We start from the raw sequence: 14,420 nt of genomic DNA on the forward strand, positions 1-14,420 counted from the left end.
CGCGCCCGAGGGCTCCTACCTGATCTCCAGAATCTTCTCGCGCATGGCATAGACCACGGCTTCCATCCGGGAGTGGAGCTGGAGTTTCTCCAGGATATTGCGGACGTGGTTCTTGACCGTGTTCTCGGAAATGAACAACTCCTTCGCGATATCGCGGTTGTTCATGCCGGTCGCGACGAGCTTCAGCACCTCCAGCTCCCGTTCGGTGAGCCGGGGCGCCGGGACGAGCCGGCGCTCGTCGGTGCGCTGAATCATCGACTTGAACTCGGTGAGCAGCTTCGAGGCCATGGACGGGCTGATCTGGGACTGCCCGTCGGCGACGGCGCGAATGGCCGTGGCGACCTCGTCGGTGGAGATCTCCTTGAGGAGGTATCCGGTCGCGCCCGCCTTGATCGCGTCGTAGAGGTCGGCCTCCTCGTCGCTGATCGTCAACATGATGATCTTCGCGCTGGGAGCCACCTCCTTGATGGACGTACATGCCTCGATGCCACCGCGCTTGGGCATCCGCACATCCATCAGAACGATGTCGGGCAGCAGATCCGCCGCCTTGTCGACCGCCTCCGAACCGTCCCCGGCCTCACCGACGACCTGGATGTCCTCCTCCTGCGCGAGGACGATCTCCAGCCCCCTGCGGAAGAGCGCGTGGTCGTCGACCACGAGGACGCGGATGGGCTCCCCGCGTCCGGCGCCGGCCACGTCCGCACCGGAACCGGCGTACGCACCGGTGTCGTCGGCATGGTTCGCATCGCGCACGGGCCCGAAGGTGTCCGCCATCGTTCCTCCCCCTGAAGGCCACGGCCTGAAGCCATCGGTTGTCCGCCAACGGCAGTTCGCGGAACCCCGATTGGCGCGGAACGCCATGATTCCATGCCGGAACGCACCTGCGGTGATCCCGGACTCGCGCACAGGTGCCCCCGGTGGCGTGAAACGCTCCAGGGGCACCGTGGCGGCGGGAGGGTCAGCCGCCGAGCGCGCCGCCCGCGCCCCCGGCCTCGTCCGCGGCGAGCGGATCGGTGCGCAGGTGGATGACGCCGTAGTCGTACGCGTGCCGCCGGTAGACGACACTCGGTTCCTTGGTCTCGGAGTCGATGAACAAGTAGAAGTCGTGCCCGACCAGTTCCATCTCGTAGAGGGCTTGATCGAGCGCCATCGGCGCGGCGACGTGGGTCTTCTCGCGCATCACCAGCGGTCCTTCGCCCTGCACCTCCAGCGAGCCGATCCTGGTGGTCGGGACGGGCGCGGACGGCTCGTCGCCGACCAACTCGCCGTCCTCGTCGAACGATGCGACGCCGGGGACCACGTCCCCGACCTCGGCGGCCGACAGCCGGCCGTTGCCGCGCCGGCTGTAGCGCTTGTCGTGCTGCTTGCGCAGCCGGGCCTCCAGCTTTCCTGTGGCCAGGTCGAGCGCTGCGTAAGGGTCGCCCGCCGCCGCTTCCGCCCGGATGACCGGCCCCCGCGAGCGGAGCGTGATCTCCACCCGGTCGGAACGCTCGGCCTGACGGGGATTCGGCTCCTTGGACACCTCGACGTCGAGGCTGATCACCTTGCCGTCGAACTTCTGGATCTTGTCCAGCTTCAGCTTCTCGGCCACGTGCTTGCGGAACCGCTCGGGCACCTCGGTCTTGCGGCCCTTGACGACGATGTCCACGCAGAACTCCGTTCCCGGATCGCCCCGCTTCAACGGCGGGGCATCTCCTTTTTGCACCAGCCCCCGGCGATCACCAGGGGCCTCGGACTCGGTGACTTTCGCCTCCTCCTCCCCCGTCGGAGAGGTCGCAACCCCACCGACTCGTGCACTTCTTGCCTACCGGTGGGTTACCTGCCCGAAACCTGGTGGTGCATTCATCGAGGTTCGGTATTCACCGTTCCTCACAACCGAACATAGCCTGTACACGAGGGTCTCGGCACCCGCTACTCGCGCGTACCTCCGTTCAGGGGGTATTACCCGCTCATTACCTGCAACGACGCAAGTTCTCCGTCAGTTCCGGATGATTTCGAAGGCGGACCGGGAGGCCGCGACGACCGCCGCCCGGCAGGGCGGCGGACGGCCGGTCCCCGCGTCCGCGCCGACCGCCTCGGCGACCGCCCGCGCCGCCTCCGCCAGCGTCGATCCCGTCGTCAGCAGATCGTCGACCAGGCACACCGGACCGCGGGCGAGAAGCCGCCCGCCTCCGCCGGCCACGGCGAGGGCGCCGTCGAGATTCGCGCGCCGTGCTCCCGCCCCGAGCCCGGCCTGATCGGCAACCGGACGCCGCTGCCGGAGCACCGGGAGGACCCGCGCCGCGAGGCCGCCGCGCCGCAGCTCTCCGGCGGCGGCCCTCGCGATCCGCAGGACCGGGTCGTGGCCGCGTGCCCGCGTCGAGGAGCGCGCGGAGGGCACGGGCACCAGGAGCAGGGGCGCCGCCGGGTCCCCTCGCCCCGTCCCGGCCCGCACACTGCCCGCCAGAGCCCGGCCGAGCACCCCGGCGAGTCCCAGTGCCCCTCGCTCCTTGTGGGCCAGCAGCACCGCACGTACGGCGTTCTCGTACGGGGCCGCGGCGTGCACCGGCGGAAGCCGGCCGGGCAGCGGTGAGGGACGCACGCGGCGGGGGTGCGCGCCGCTCAGCGCCGCCTTGCACGCCGGGCACAGCCCGGCACGCGGTCTGCCGCAGCCGGCGCAGTCCACCGGCAGGACCAGACCCGAGAGCTCGCGCCACCATCCGTTCCGCATGGAACCACCGTGCCCGGAGCGCCGAGACCGCACCACCCCTGTGGATAACCTCCCGGGCGGCCCGGGGCGATGGCGGGCGGGCGGCCCCGATGGGCGGCGCGGCCGGGATCGACGGGGCACGGGGTGGACCGGCGGGTGGTTCGGGCGAGTGGACCGGCGGGTGGTTCGGCGGTTGGCTCGCGGTGGCGGATCAGCCGGGATAGACCAGAGACGTGCCTTCCTCCAGGACCGTCTGCCAGTTGTCGCCGGGCGAGAGCTTCACTATGCCGTCGCCCTCGGTCTCCGCCATCAGCGGAAGCAGCTCGTCGTCCGCCGCCGCGACCGCCCGGACCTGGTTCACCCCGGGCAGCACGCCCGAGGACGAGGTCGAACCGTCCGCCTGCACGTAGCGCACCTGCTGGACCCCGCCCTGCTCCTTGCCGACCACCACGAGCCGGCTGCGGCCCGACCAGGAGACGGCGGTCACATCGGTGAGCTGCGGGGCCGCCTGGCGCAGGTCCCGCACGGAGAGCTCGGGCGACTCGACGGAGCCCCGGCGCTCGACCCGTCCGATCTTCAACGTCGTGTGCCCGTCCTTCGACAGCAGCAGCGCTATCCGGACGCCGTCCGCGGACATCCGCAGTTCCTCGATCCGGCCGCCGCCGAGGTCCGGGACGCGGACCTCCTGGGGTTCGCCCTCACCCCTGGCCAGGCGCAGCAGCCGGGGACCCGCCTGATCGCGGTCGGCGACCCACAGGTCCCCGCGGCCGTCCCAGCTCGGCGGCGACAGCCGGTCGGCGGGCTTGATCGCCGTACTGGTCACGAGCGGGGCCCCCAGCTGCCCTTCGGCGTCCAGGGAGGCCACGTAGAGGCTCTGCCCGTCCGCCGAGACCGCGGCGGCCCGTTCCTCGTCGCGGGCCACGCCGATCGCGCCCATCGCCACCGTGCCCATGCCGAGCGGACCGGTGACCGGTTGCGGGGGGCCGCTGCCCTCGGTGGCGCCGGGGATGCGCTGCACGTGCCCCTCAGCGTCGAGGAAGTACTGGCTGTCGGGCCCTCCGGACCCGCTGTCGGCGGCGAACTCCGCCGCCTCGTCGGCGTCCAGCGTGCACAGCCGGCCCCGGCCGCCGTCCAACTGGACGCGTTCGAACCGCGCCGACGTCAGGTCCCTGAGCGTGAAGAGCACCTGCGCGGCCATCATCCGGCACGCCCTGAGGCCGACCTTGTCGGCCTTGCGGTTCAGGGGCACTTTCAGGACGTTCTGGTCGTCGGGCGCGAGCGCCGTGACTCCCTTGCGCAGGGCGGTGCCGGCCGGGAACCGGGAGTCTGCCACCGGGCTCAGCCAGTCCGTCGGCCCCGCCAGCAAAGCCCTGACCGTCTGCGCCACGGTGTCCATCCGCGTGACCGGATCCGTACGGTTGCGTACGTAGACCGGATCCGCGACGAGCGTCGCGGGACCGCTCGTCGGCCCGGACGCGAAGTAGTACTTGTTGACCGATCGGTAGAGCCGCTTGAAGTCGGACTGCCCCAGGACCAGACCGTCCGGCACGATGTCGATGCGCCACTCCAACTTGCCGTCCGCCGCCTTCTCCCGCACCAGGTGCAGCGTCTGGGAGTAGTCGGCGGGCGCGATCGGCTGGTACGAACTCTGGGCGTCGACCGCCGCGACCTTCTCGCCGGTCAGGATGTAGGACGTCTCCGTGTCCTGATCGCCCCGGCGCTCCTCGTCGCGGAGCGCCGCGCCGCTGCGGTTGGGGGCGTTGGCGAGGACCGTGGTGCCCTCGCTCGGCTGCCAGATGCGCGCGGCGTCCGCGCTCAGGTACTTGCGCGTGGTGCGGAAGTCGGGGTCGTCGCTCGTCATCGACTCCAGGAACCCGTCGACGATCTCGCTGGGCGTGGCGCCCTCCCGGGGCGCCACCGCGTACACCTGCACCTGGGAGTCTCCCGGCTGCGAGGCGTCCACCGCCTTGACGTCCCCGGTCACCGGCATGGACCCGCAGCCGGCCAGCACCACGATGCCGCAGCCGAGCAGCGCGGTCATCCGCACCGCCCGCCCGTGCCCGCCCAGCCGGCGATCAGTACCCACGAGTGGTGTCCTCCTGGTCGGAATTCCGCGTGCCGGGGCCCGCGCCGCCCGAACGCTCGGGGGCCGGTCGGGCCACCACACGGGCCCCGCTGCCGGGAAGCGCCGCGGGATGCACCGAGGCGGGCGCCGGGTGCGGGACCGAGGCGCAGCGCCCCGGCACCGTCAGCGCCGGACGCTCGGCCGTCCCGGACTGGTGCGGTACGGACATCAGCCGGTGGTCCCCCGCCGCGGGTGCGGACTCGTCGCGCTCGCGGATCTCCCGGTTGCGCCGCGAGTCCTCGGGCTCCAGCGGTATCGGCGAACCGCGCAGCGGTTCGTCGGCCGTGCGCGGCAGCGTCAGCCGGAACTGCGAGCCGCCGCCGGGCTCGCCCCACGCCTGGAGCCAGCCGCCGTGCAGCCGGGCGTCCTCGACGGCGATGGAGAGCCCCAGACCGGTCCCGCCGGTGGTCCGCGCCCGCGCCGGGTCGGCCCGCCAGAAGCGGTTGAAGACCCGGGTGGCCTCGCCGGGCTTGAGGCCCACGCCGTAGTCCCGCACCGCTACGGCGACGGCGCCCTGGGCCACGCCCATCCGCACCACGACGTCGCGTCCCTCACCGTGCTCGACGGCGTTGACGACCAGGTTGCGCAGGACGCGTTCGACGCGACGGGCGTCGGCCTCCGCTATCACCGGCTGCTCGTCGCCGACGACGCGGATCCGGGTGCCCTTGCGCTCGGCCAGCGGCTCGGCGCCGCCGATGACCCGGCGCACCACGGTCCGCAGGTCTATCGGCTCGGCCTCCAGGGCGGCGGCGCCCGCGTCGAAGCGGCTGATCTCCAGCAGGTCGGAGAGCAGCGACTCGAAGCGGTCGAGCTGGTCGCCGAGCAGTTCCGCGGAGCGTGCGGTGACGGGATCGAAGTCGGCGCGCGCCTCGTGGATGACGTCGGCTGCCATCCGTACGGTCGTGAGCGGCGTCCGCAGCTCGTGCGAGACGTCGGAGACGAAGCGGCGCTGCATCCGCGAGAGCTCCTCCAGCTGCTGGATCTTCAGCTGGAGGTTCTGCGCCATCTTGTTGAATGCCTCGCCGAGCCGGGCGATGTCGTCCTCTCCGGTGACCTTCATCCGTTCCTGGAGACGGCCGGCGGAGAGCCGTTCGGCGATCCCGGCCGCCATCCGCACCGGCGTCACGACCTGCCGCACCACGAACCAGGCGATGGCCCCGAGCAGCACGACGACGAACAGCCCCGCGGTCGCCAGGGTCGTCTTGACCAGCGTCAGCGACTTCTCCTCCTGCGTGAGCGGGAAGAGGTAGTACAGCTCGTAGGGGTGGTGGTCGATGTCGTAGAGCCGCTTGCCGACGACGAGCCCCGGCTGCGACTCCTTTCCGTACGAGTACTGGATCCGGGAGTACGTCTGGAACGCGCCGGGCCCCTTGTCCACGGCCCGGCGCAGCCTCTCGGGCACGCTGGACGCCTCGACGCTGCCCGAGCCGCGCGGCGCGCGGCTGCTGGCGCCCTCGGTCACCGAGTCGGCGCTGAGAGCCACCACGTTGAACGCGTTCTTGCCCCCGCTGGCGAGCTGGTCGACCAGCTCGGTACGCCACGAGGTGTTCGCGGTCATGCCGTCGACGCCGCCGCTCCGGCCGCCGGGGGCCAGCGTGGCGTTCGCCTTCTCCTGGGCGGCGGCGAAACCGCCGGCCGCCTGCGTCTGGGCGGCCTTTCCCTTCGCGTCGAGCAGGCCGTTGCGGACCTGCCCGATCACGACGAAGCCGAGGAGCAGGACGACGCCCATCGACATCAGCAGCGTGCCCGCGACGACGCGGAGCTGCAGGTTGCGCCGCCACAACCGGACGGCGGGCAGCAGCGGACGGCGCACCCACCGCATCAGCAGACGCGGTACGGGCCCGCCGAGCGTCCGGTTCTGGAACAACCGGCCGCCCCGCAGGTATCGGCTCATTCGGGAAGCCTTCCGTCCCGGACCGGCAGTCCGCTCCGAACGGCTTCCCGGCTCCCCGGGCCTCGGAGCAGCGCTGCCTCGGGTCATCTCAGCTCGGTCCGGCCTTGTAGCCGACCCCGCGGACGGTCACGACGATCTCCGGGCGTTCCGGGTCCTTCTCGACCTTGGAACGGAGCCGCTGGACGTGCACGTTCACCAGCCGGGTGTCGGCCGCGTGGCGGTAACCCCACACCTGCTCCAGCAGAACCTCACGGGTGAAGACCTGCCACGGCTTGCGGGCGAGCGCGACCAGCAGGTCGAATTCCAGCGGAGTCAGGGCGATGGACTGCCCCTCGCGCTTCACGGAGTGACCGGCCACGTCGATGACCAGGTCACCGATGGTCAGCTGCTCCGGCGCGGGCTCTTCCGACCGCCGCAGACGTGCCCTGATCCGGGCGACCAACTCCTTCGGTTTGAACGGCTTGACGATGTAGTCGTCGGCCCCTGATTCCAGGCCCACCACCACGTCGACGGTGTCGCTCTTGGCAGTGAGCATGACGATCGGCACACCGGACTCGGCCCTGATCAGCCTGCACACCTCGATGCCGTCCCTTCCGGGCAGCATGAGGTCGAGCAGCACCAGGTCCGGCTTGGCCTCACGAAATGCGGCCAGTGCCTTGTCGCCGTCCGCTACGAACGACGGCTCGAAACCTTCTCCACGCAGCACAATCCCGAGCATCTCGGCCAGTGCGGTGTCGTCGTCGACGACAAGGACGCGTCCCTTCATAATCGACATCATCCCATTAGCTAATCGTTACCTGCGATGACCTGGCACACAGCTCGGCCAGTCCGACCCCCGTGACCGGGGAAATCGCGCCCTCCTCGGTCACGACCGCCGTGATCAGTTCCGGCGGCGTGATGTCGAAGGCCGGGTTGTACGCCGGGGCTCCGAGGGATGCGACGACCTTGCCGCCGCCGGCCCCGCCCGATACACCCTCCGGCGATGTGAGCTCCGTCACTTCCTGTCCGGGGCGCTGCTCGACGACGATCGACGCGCCGTCCGGGGTGTCCAGATCCACGGTCGTCGTCGGCGCCACCACGATGAAGGGCACGTGGTGGTACTTCGCGAGCACCGCCAACGGATAACTCCCCACCTTATTGGCCACCGAGCCGTCCGCGGCGACGCGGTCCGCCCCGATGAGCACGGCGTCCACCTCCCCGGCGGCGAACAACGACCCCGCGGCGCTGTCCGTGAGCACGCTGTACGCCATCCCGCTGCGCGCCGCCTCGTACCCCGTCAGCCTCGCCCCCTGCAACAGCGGCCTCGTCTCGTCCACCCACAGCCGCCGCAGCCGGCCCTGCCGGTGGACCCGCAACGCCACCGCGAACGCCGTGCCCTCACCTCCGGAGACCAGCGCCCCGGTATTGCAGTGCGTCAGCAGCTGGTGCCCTCCGCCCGGCAGCAGTTCCTCCAGCAGGGCCGCCCCGAACTCCGCCATACGCCTGCTGGCCTGCGCGTCCTCCCGGTGCAGCTCCTGCGCCTCGGCCAACGCCGCCCGGGCAGCCGCCTGCGCTCCCGCGCCCTTTCCGACCGCGGCCCAGTACGCCCCGGCGACCCGCCGCACCCCGTATCCGAGGTTCACCGCGGTGGGCCGCGCCCGCTCCAGCAGACCGGCCGCCTCCGCCACGTCGTACCCCCGCGCAGCGGCGAGCGCCACCCCGTACCCTCCGGCGATCCCCAGCAGCGGAGCCCCCCGTACCGCCAGCGACCGGATCGCCTCCACCAACGCCGGCACATCGGTGCACACCAGCTCGACCTCTTCGACGGGGAGCCGCGTCTGGTCCAGGAGCACCAGTACGGGACCCTCCGGAGGCTCGTCCCAGCGGAGAACGGAGAGAGCGGGAGGCTCGCTACCCACCGGCGATTGCGCGTCCTGATCAGCCATCTGTCCAGTCTGCCCGGTGAGCCGCCCACAAATGAAGGCGCGAAGGTGACAGAGCTCCTGGACCACAGTTCGCCGACGCGTGGCACGATGGCTGCCAACCTGTCGCCCCGATGAGCGGTCAGGACGGTGAAGGAGCGAGAATGAACGACTCTCCGGGCTGGGCGTCGCCCGGATCTGCCCCCTCCGACGGCCAGAAAGCCGCTGTTCCGCGGCCTTCCGAGCCCCAGGACGGAAACGGTGCGCCGGGACAGTGGTCTCCCACGCAGCCGCCTCCAGGGCAGTGGTCCCCACCGAGCACACCCGGCAAGGGCCCCGAAGGCCCCCCGTCCGGCTGGGGCCGAGACCCCCAGGGCTGGGGCGGCCCGCCCCCGGCGGCCAAGCCGGGAGTGATCCCGCTGCGCCCCCTGGGCCTCGGCGAGATCCTCGACGGCGCCGTCTCGACCCTCCGCGCTCACTGGCGCACCGTTCTGGGGGTCAGCCTCACGGTCTCCGTGGTCTCCCAGATCATCATCACCCTGGCCCAGCGCCACCTCCTGCCGAAGCCGGTCTCCGTCGACCCGAACGCCACCGGCGCCGAAGCCATCCGCCAGGCCACCGAGTCCGCGCAGTCCACGATCTACTCGACGGCCCCGACGACGCTCGTCGCCATGATCGCCACGCTCTTCACGACCTCGGTGCTCACCGTCGTGATCAGCCGATCCGTGGTGGGCCGCCCCGTCACGCTCGCCGACGCCTGGGCCGAGGCCCGCCCGCGACTCCTGCCCCTGCTGGGCCTGACGGTGCTGCTGGCCCTCATGAGCGTGGTGATCATGGCGGTGGGCATCGGCCCCGGACTGCTCCTGGGCTCCGACGCGGGTGCGGCACTCGCCCTGCTGGGGTTCATCGCCGCGTGCGCCGTCACACTCTGGCTGATGGTCCGCTTCACCCTGGCCGCGCCGGCACTGATGCTGGAGAGGCAGACCGTCGCCACCGCGCTGCGCCGCTCCGCGAAGCTGGTCCGCGGCGCGTGGTGGCGGACCTTCGGTGTCCTGACGCTCTCCTACCTGCTCGTCTTCCTCCTGACCTTCCTCATCGCCATCCCCTTCGGCATCACCGCGGTGCTGGCGGACGGAAGCGGCGTCGAGGACTTCCTCAACAGCGACACCGCCTCCCAGGGCTGGCCCTTCCTGATCATCACGGGCATCGGCGAGGTGGTCGTCTCGACGCTGGCCTACCCCTTCACCGCCGGTGTGATCGCCCTCCTCTACGTGGACCAGCGCATCCGCCGCGAAGCCCTCGACCTCGACCTCGCCCGGGCCGCGGGCCTGCCCGGCTACGACACCGACGTCTCCAGGAGCTGATGCGGTGTCGGGGGCGGGGGACGCCACAGCGGCACGGCAGACTCTCGGAGCGGGCGACATCCCCGTGGACACTCCCCGGGCGCCCGCCCGGGAGGCGGCCGAGAACGAGCTGTCCAAGCCGATGTACCACGAGAACGATCCGAACCTTCTCCAGCGCGGCCTGAGCCGGTTCTGGGACTGGATCGGCGGCGTGTTCGACGCCGCGGCGGGCGCGGCCCCCGGCGGCGCAGCCGGACTCGTCGTCCTGGTGCTCGTGGCCGTCGGCCTCACCGCCGCCCTCTGGTGGCGGCTCGGCACGCCACACCGCTCCTCCCGCCCCCTCGCCGACGGCCTCTTCGGCGATGACGGCCCGCGCGGCGCGGCCCAGCACCGCGCCGCGGCAGAAGCGCATGCCGCCGCTCTGCGCTGGACCGAGGCAGTCCAGGAACGCATGCGCGCGATCGTCCGCTCCCTGGAAGAACGCGCCCTGCTCGACCCGCGACCCGGCCGTACCGCGGACGAGGCCGCCGCGGAGGCCGGCCGTGCCCTCCCCGACCAGGCCGCCCGACTCCTGGTGGCAGCACGGGACTTCGACGACGTCACATACGGCGGCCGTACAGCGAGCCGGCCGACGTACCTCGCCCTCACGGAGCTCGACATCGACCTCGACGGCGCGAAGCCCCTCCTGCCCGGAGCCTCCCGAGGAGCAGCCGGATGACAGCGGCCACCACGTCCGCAACCTCCACGGCCGCCACCCCGCACCAGGTCTGGACCCGCACCCGCGGCCTGCTGCTCGCGCTTCTGATCCTGGTCGTCGCCGGAATCGCGCTCGCCGCGGCACGCTCCGGCGACCAGCACGGGCGCCTCGATCCCCGCTCCGCCGACCCTCAGGGCAGCCGTGCGGTCGCCGAACTCCTCAAGGCCCGCGGGATATCCGTCACGGTCGCGACGACACTCGACGAGGCGACGAACGCTGCGGGACCGGACACCACCCTTCTGGTCACCCGCCCCAACCTTCTGACACCGTCGCAACAGCACCGGCTCCACGACGCCACATCCGCCACGGAGGGCCGCACCCTCCTGCTCGCCCCCGGGGCTCCTGCCGTGACCAGGCTCGCCCCCGGCGCGAGCGCCCAGCCCGGCCGCCCGGCGAGCCCGCTTCCCCCCTCCTGCGACCTGCCCGCCGCCCGTAGCGCCGGCACAGCCGACATGGGGGGCATCCGCTACACCGCCCACACCTCCTCCGCCATCGCCTGCTACCCGAACGACGGTCTCCCCAGCCTGCTGGTCCTCACCGACCGAGGGAACGGCGACACGGTGCTGCTCGGCTCCCCGGACTTCCTCCACAACGAACGTCTGGACCGCGAGGGAAACGCCTCGCTCGCACTGCAACTCCTCGGTTCCCGCCCACATCTCCTCTGGTACCTCCCCTCCCTGGCCGATCCCTCCGCCACCGACGACGGCAGCAGCAGCGGGAATCCCTCTGACGATGACAGCGGCCGACAGGAGGAACCGGAGGTCGAGAGCAGCTTCCTCGGCCTCATTCCCTCCGGCTGGCTCTGGGGGACGCTCCAACTCGCCGTGGCCGCGGTCCTTGCGGCGATCTGGCGAGCCCGTCGACTCGGGCCGCTCGTCACCGAGCGGCTGCCGGTCGCCGTCCACGCCTCCGAATCCTCCGAGGGCCGTGCCCGCCTCTACCGCAAGGCCAACGCCCGCGACCGGGCAGCCGAATCGCTGCGTTCCTCCGCACGATCGCGCATCGCCCCCTTCGCCGGTGTGCACACCCACGACGCTCACACCCCCCACGTCCTTCTCCCCGCCGTGTCCACACGCATCAACCAGGGCCACGACCTCGGCACCCTGCTCTTCGGTCAGGCCCCCGCCAACGACGCGGACCTTGTCCTCCTGGCCGAGCAACTCGACGCCCTCGAACGAGAGGTACGCACTTCATGAGCGCCCCGACCCCAGAGCCGACCGCACCCCCGGCGCCCCCCGAGGCGCAGGGCGCTCAGGAGGCCGCCGTCGACGCCCGCGCCTCCTTGGAAGCTCTGCGCTCCGAGATAGCCAAGGCGGTCGTCGGACAGGACTCGGCAGTCACCGGACTGGTGGTCGCGCTGCTCTGCCGAGGCCACGTACTCCTCGAAGGCGTACCCGGTGTGGCGAAGACCCTCCTGGTCCGCGCACTCGCCGCGTCACTCGAACTCGACACCAAACGCGTACAGTTCACGCCCGACCTGATGCCGAGCGACGTCACCGGCTCGCTCGTCTACGACGCCCGGAACGCAGAATTCTCCTTCCAGCCGGGTCCTGTCTTCACCAACCTGCTGCTGGCCGACGAGATCAACCGCACGCCTCCCAAGACCCAGGCTTCCCTCCTCGAAGCCATGGAGGAACGTCAGGTCACCGTGGACGGAACCCCACGCCCGCTCCCGGACCCGTTCCTCGTCGCGGCCACGCAGAACCCCGTCGAGTACGAAGGCACCTACCCACTACCGGAAGCCCAACTGGACCGCTTCCTGCTCAAGCTGACGGTCCCTCTGCCCTCCAGGCAGGACGAGATCGACGTTCTCACGCGTCACGCCGACGGCTTCGACCCGCGCGATCTCAAGTCCGCCGGGATTCGTCCCGTCGCCGGACCCGCCGAGCTCGAAGCCGCACGGAACGCCGTCGCCGCCACGACCGTCTCCCCCGAAATCGCCGGCTACGTCGTGGATATCTGTCGTGCCACGCGTGAATCCCCCTCGCTCGCCCTCGGCGTCTCCCCCCGAGGCGCCACCGCACTGCTCTCCACCGCACGCGCCTGGGCCTGGCTCACCGGCCGGGACTACGTCACCCCGGACGACGTGAAGGCCCTTGCGCTCCCCACACTTCGCCACCGCATTCACCTGCGGCCCGAAGCGGAAATGGAGGGCGTCAGCCCCGATTCCGTCATCTCCTCAGTGCTCGCCCACGTCCCCGTACCCCGATGAGGCGGTGACCATGGCCCTCACCGGACGTACCGCACTGCTGGCCGCACTGGGATCACTCCCCGTAGGCATCCTCGCTCCGAGCTGGACCGGGATGCTCGCGGTGAACGCTCCGCTCTCCCTGGCAATTCTGTGCGACTACGCCCTGGCCGCGCCAGTGCGAACGCTGCGGTTCACCCGAACTGGTGATACAACTGTTCGACTTGGTGACGTGGCGAAGGTTCAGCTCACCGTGACGAACGGCTCCCGTCGGCGCCTAAGGGCCCAGCTCCGTGACGCATGGCCTCCGAGCAGCCGGCCCGCGGGAGCCGAGCCCTCGGCCTCCCGGCACACACTGACGATTCCTGCCGGCGAACGCAGCCGCGTCACCACCGTGCTGCACCCCACACGCCGAGGCGACCGCAAGGCCGAACGCGTCACTGTCCGCTCGTTCGGACCGCTCGGCCTCGCCGCGCGCCAGGGCCATCATCACGTCCCGTGGACCGTGCGGGTCCTTCCTCCCTTCACCAGCAGGAAGCACCTGCCGTCCAAACTGGCGCGGCTGCGCGAACTCGACGGACGCACCAGCGTGCTGACGCGGGGCGAGGGCACGGAGTTCGACAGTCTCCGGGAGTACGTGGCCGGGGACGACACCCGGAACATCGACTGGCGGGCAACGGCACGCCAGTCCGCCCTGGCCGTACGGACGTGGCGCCCGGAACGCGACCGTCACATCCTCATCGTCCTGGACACCGGGCGGACGTCGGCGGGGCGAGTGGGCGACGTCCCGCGGCTCGACGCCGCGATGGACGCCACGCTGCTCCTCACCGCGCTGGCGACGCGGGCCGGCGACCGCGTGAACCTCCTCGCCTACGACCGCCGTGTCCGAGCACGTGTGCAGGGCAGGACCGCCTCGGGCGATGCCCTGGCCTCCGTCATCAATGCCATGGCTTCTCTGGAACCGGAGCTCGTCGAGACGGATGCCCGTGGCCTCAGCACGGAAGCTCTGACCAACGCGCCCCGAGGCTCGCTGATCGTTCTGCTGACCACACTGGAAGCGGCGCCCATCGAGGAGGGGCTGCTGCCGGTCCTCCCGCAGCTCACACAGCGCCACACGGTTCTCTTGGCGGCAGTGTCAGACCCTCGCATCAAGGAAATGGCGGCGAGCCGAGGAACAGTGGACGCGGTCTATGAGGCGGCTGCCGGCGCTCAGGCCGAAGCCGAGCGGAGACGAACGGCGGAAGCGCTTCAGCGTCGAGGGGTCGTCGTCGTGGACGCCACCCCGGACCGCCTCGCGCCCGCACTCGCCGATGCCTATCTGGCGCTCAAGACCGCAGGCCGGCTGTAAGGACAAACGCTCACGGGAACGGCGACGGCGGCGGCCTCAGAGCCGACACCGAAGGTGAGTCGACTGAACGCCTGTGAGAAAGCACCATATGTTGGACCCCTGGAAGCGACTCTGCTGCCGGGGCTTCGACAGTATATGGATATGGGCCCGGAACGCAGGAAAGCCCCGTGCCAAC

12 protein-coding genes are annotated in these 14,420 nt (G+C 71.2%); 5 read left to right on the forward strand and 7 right to left on the reverse strand.

Annotated features, from left to right (window positions below; all coding sequences use genetic code 11):
• Nucleotides 1-15: 15 nt before the first annotated feature.
• The 7 genes from EES43_RS10525 to mtnA form a co-directional block, all read right to left on the reverse strand.
• Nucleotides 16-774, reverse strand: coding sequence for a response regulator (locus EES43_RS10525; RefSeq protein WP_124268493.1), 759 nt, complete (start codon nt 772-774; stop codon nt 16-18).
• Nucleotides 775-958: 184 nt separating this feature from the next.
• Entirely contained in the window at nt 959-1,648 is a 690-nt protein-coding gene (gene raiA, locus EES43_RS10530) for a ribosome hibernation-promoting factor, HPF/YfiA family (protein ID WP_124271891.1), read from the reverse strand.
• Nucleotides 1,649-1,978: 330 nt separating this feature from the next.
• Nucleotides 1,979-2,710 (reverse strand): ComF family protein, encoded by a 732-nt coding sequence (locus EES43_RS10535; RefSeq protein ID WP_124268494.1) that lies wholly within the window; start codon nt 2,708-2,710, stop codon nt 1,979-1,981.
• 190 nt (nt 2,711-2,900) lie between these two features.
• Nucleotides 2,901-4,730, reverse strand: coding sequence for an LpqB family beta-propeller domain-containing protein (locus EES43_RS10540; RefSeq protein ID WP_124271892.1), 1,830 nt, complete (start codon nt 4,728-4,730; stop codon nt 2,901-2,903).
• A 34-nt stretch (nt 4,731-4,764) separates the two neighbouring features.
• Nucleotides 4,765-6,795 carry an MtrAB system histidine kinase MtrB gene (gene mtrB / locus EES43_RS10545; protein WP_124268495.1) on the reverse strand — a complete coding sequence of 677 codons (2,031 nt, stop codon included), beginning with the start codon at nt 6,793-6,795 and terminating at the stop codon, nt 4,765-4,767.
• 1 nt (nt 6,796) lies between these two features.
• Nucleotides 6,797-7,486: a two-component system response regulator MtrA gene (mtrA, locus tag EES43_RS10550; RefSeq protein WP_007448372.1), complete on the reverse strand. Its 690-nt coding sequence runs from the start codon at nt 7,484-7,486 to the stop codon at nt 6,797-6,799.
• A gap of 4 nt (nt 7,487-7,490) precedes the next feature.
• On the reverse strand, nt 7,491-8,633 hold the full coding sequence (gene mtnA / locus EES43_RS10555; protein ID WP_124268496.1) for an S-methyl-5-thioribose-1-phosphate isomerase: 1,143 nt from the start codon (nt 8,631-8,633) through the stop codon (nt 7,491-7,493).
• 140 nt (nt 8,634-8,773) lie between these two features.
• Between mtnA and EES43_RS10560 the strand changes: the two genes are divergently transcribed.
• The 5 genes from EES43_RS10560 to EES43_RS10580 are packed head-to-tail and all read left to right on the forward strand — an operon-like array spanning nt 8,774 to nt 14,245.
• On the forward strand, nt 8,774-9,973 hold the full coding sequence (locus EES43_RS10560) for a DUF7544 domain-containing protein (RefSeq protein ID WP_124268497.1): 1,200 nt from the start codon (nt 8,774-8,776) through the stop codon (nt 9,971-9,973).
• Between the two features lie 4 nt (nt 9,974-9,977).
• Entirely contained in the window at nt 9,978-10,670 is a 693-nt protein-coding gene (locus EES43_RS10565) for a DUF4129 domain-containing protein (RefSeq protein WP_124268498.1), read from the forward strand.
• On the forward strand, nt 10,667-11,905 hold the full coding sequence (locus EES43_RS10570; protein ID WP_124268499.1) for a DUF4350 domain-containing protein: 1,239 nt from the start codon (nt 10,667-10,669) through the stop codon (nt 11,903-11,905). Before EES43_RS10565 ends, EES43_RS10570 begins: the two co-directional genes overlap by 4 nt.
• Nucleotides 11,902-12,921: an AAA family ATPase gene (locus EES43_RS10575; RefSeq protein ID WP_206430029.1), complete on the forward strand. Its 1,020-nt coding sequence runs from the start codon at nt 11,902-11,904 to the stop codon at nt 12,919-12,921. Before EES43_RS10570 ends, EES43_RS10575 begins: the two co-directional genes overlap by 4 nt.
• 10 nt (nt 12,922-12,931) lie before the next feature.
• Nucleotides 12,932-14,245 (forward strand): DUF58 domain-containing protein, encoded by a 1,314-nt coding sequence (locus EES43_RS10580; protein WP_124268500.1) that lies wholly within the window; start codon nt 12,932-12,934, stop codon nt 14,243-14,245.
• Nucleotides 14,246-14,420 lie beyond the last annotated feature (175 nt).

Origin of the sequence: Streptomyces sp. ADI96-02 (assembly GCF_003846185.1) — a bacterium.
GTDB lineage: Bacteria > Actinomycetota > Actinomycetes > Streptomycetales > Streptomycetaceae > Streptomyces.

Coding starts and splice junctions, on each gene's coding strand:
- EES43_RS10525 (WP_124268493.1), bottom strand. CDS start 774: ATGGCGGACACCTTCGGGCCCGTGCGCGATGCGAACCATGCCGACGAC.
- EES43_RS10535 (WP_124268494.1), bottom strand. CDS start 2,710: ATGCGGAACGGATGGTGGCGCGAGCTCTCGGGTCTGGTCCTGCCGGTG.
- EES43_RS10540 (WP_124271892.1), bottom strand. CDS start 4,730: ATGACCGCGCTGCTCGGCTGCGGCATCGTGGTGCTGGCCGGCTGCGGG.
- mtrB (WP_124268495.1), bottom strand. CDS start 6,795: ATGACCCGAGGCAGCGCTGCTCCGAGGCCCGGGGAGCCGGGAAGCCGT.
- mtrA (WP_007448372.1), bottom strand. CDS start 7,486: ATGATGTCGATTATGAAGGGACGCGTCCTTGTCGTCGACGACGACACC.
- mtnA (WP_124268496.1), bottom strand. CDS start 8,633: ATGGCTGATCAGGACGCGCAATCGCCGGTGGGTAGCGAGCCTCCCGCT.
- EES43_RS10560 (WP_124268497.1), top strand. CDS start 8,774: ATGAACGACTCTCCGGGCTGGGCGTCGCCCGGATCTGCCCCCTCCGAC.
- EES43_RS10570 (WP_124268499.1), top strand. CDS start 10,667: ATGACAGCGGCCACCACGTCCGCAACCTCCACGGCCGCCACCCCGCAC.
- EES43_RS10575 (WP_206430029.1), top strand. CDS start 11,902: ATGAGCGCCCCGACCCCAGAGCCGACCGCACCCCCGGCGCCCCCCGAG.
- EES43_RS10580 (WP_124268500.1), top strand. CDS start 12,932: ATGGCCCTCACCGGACGTACCGCACTGCTGGCCGCACTGGGATCACTC.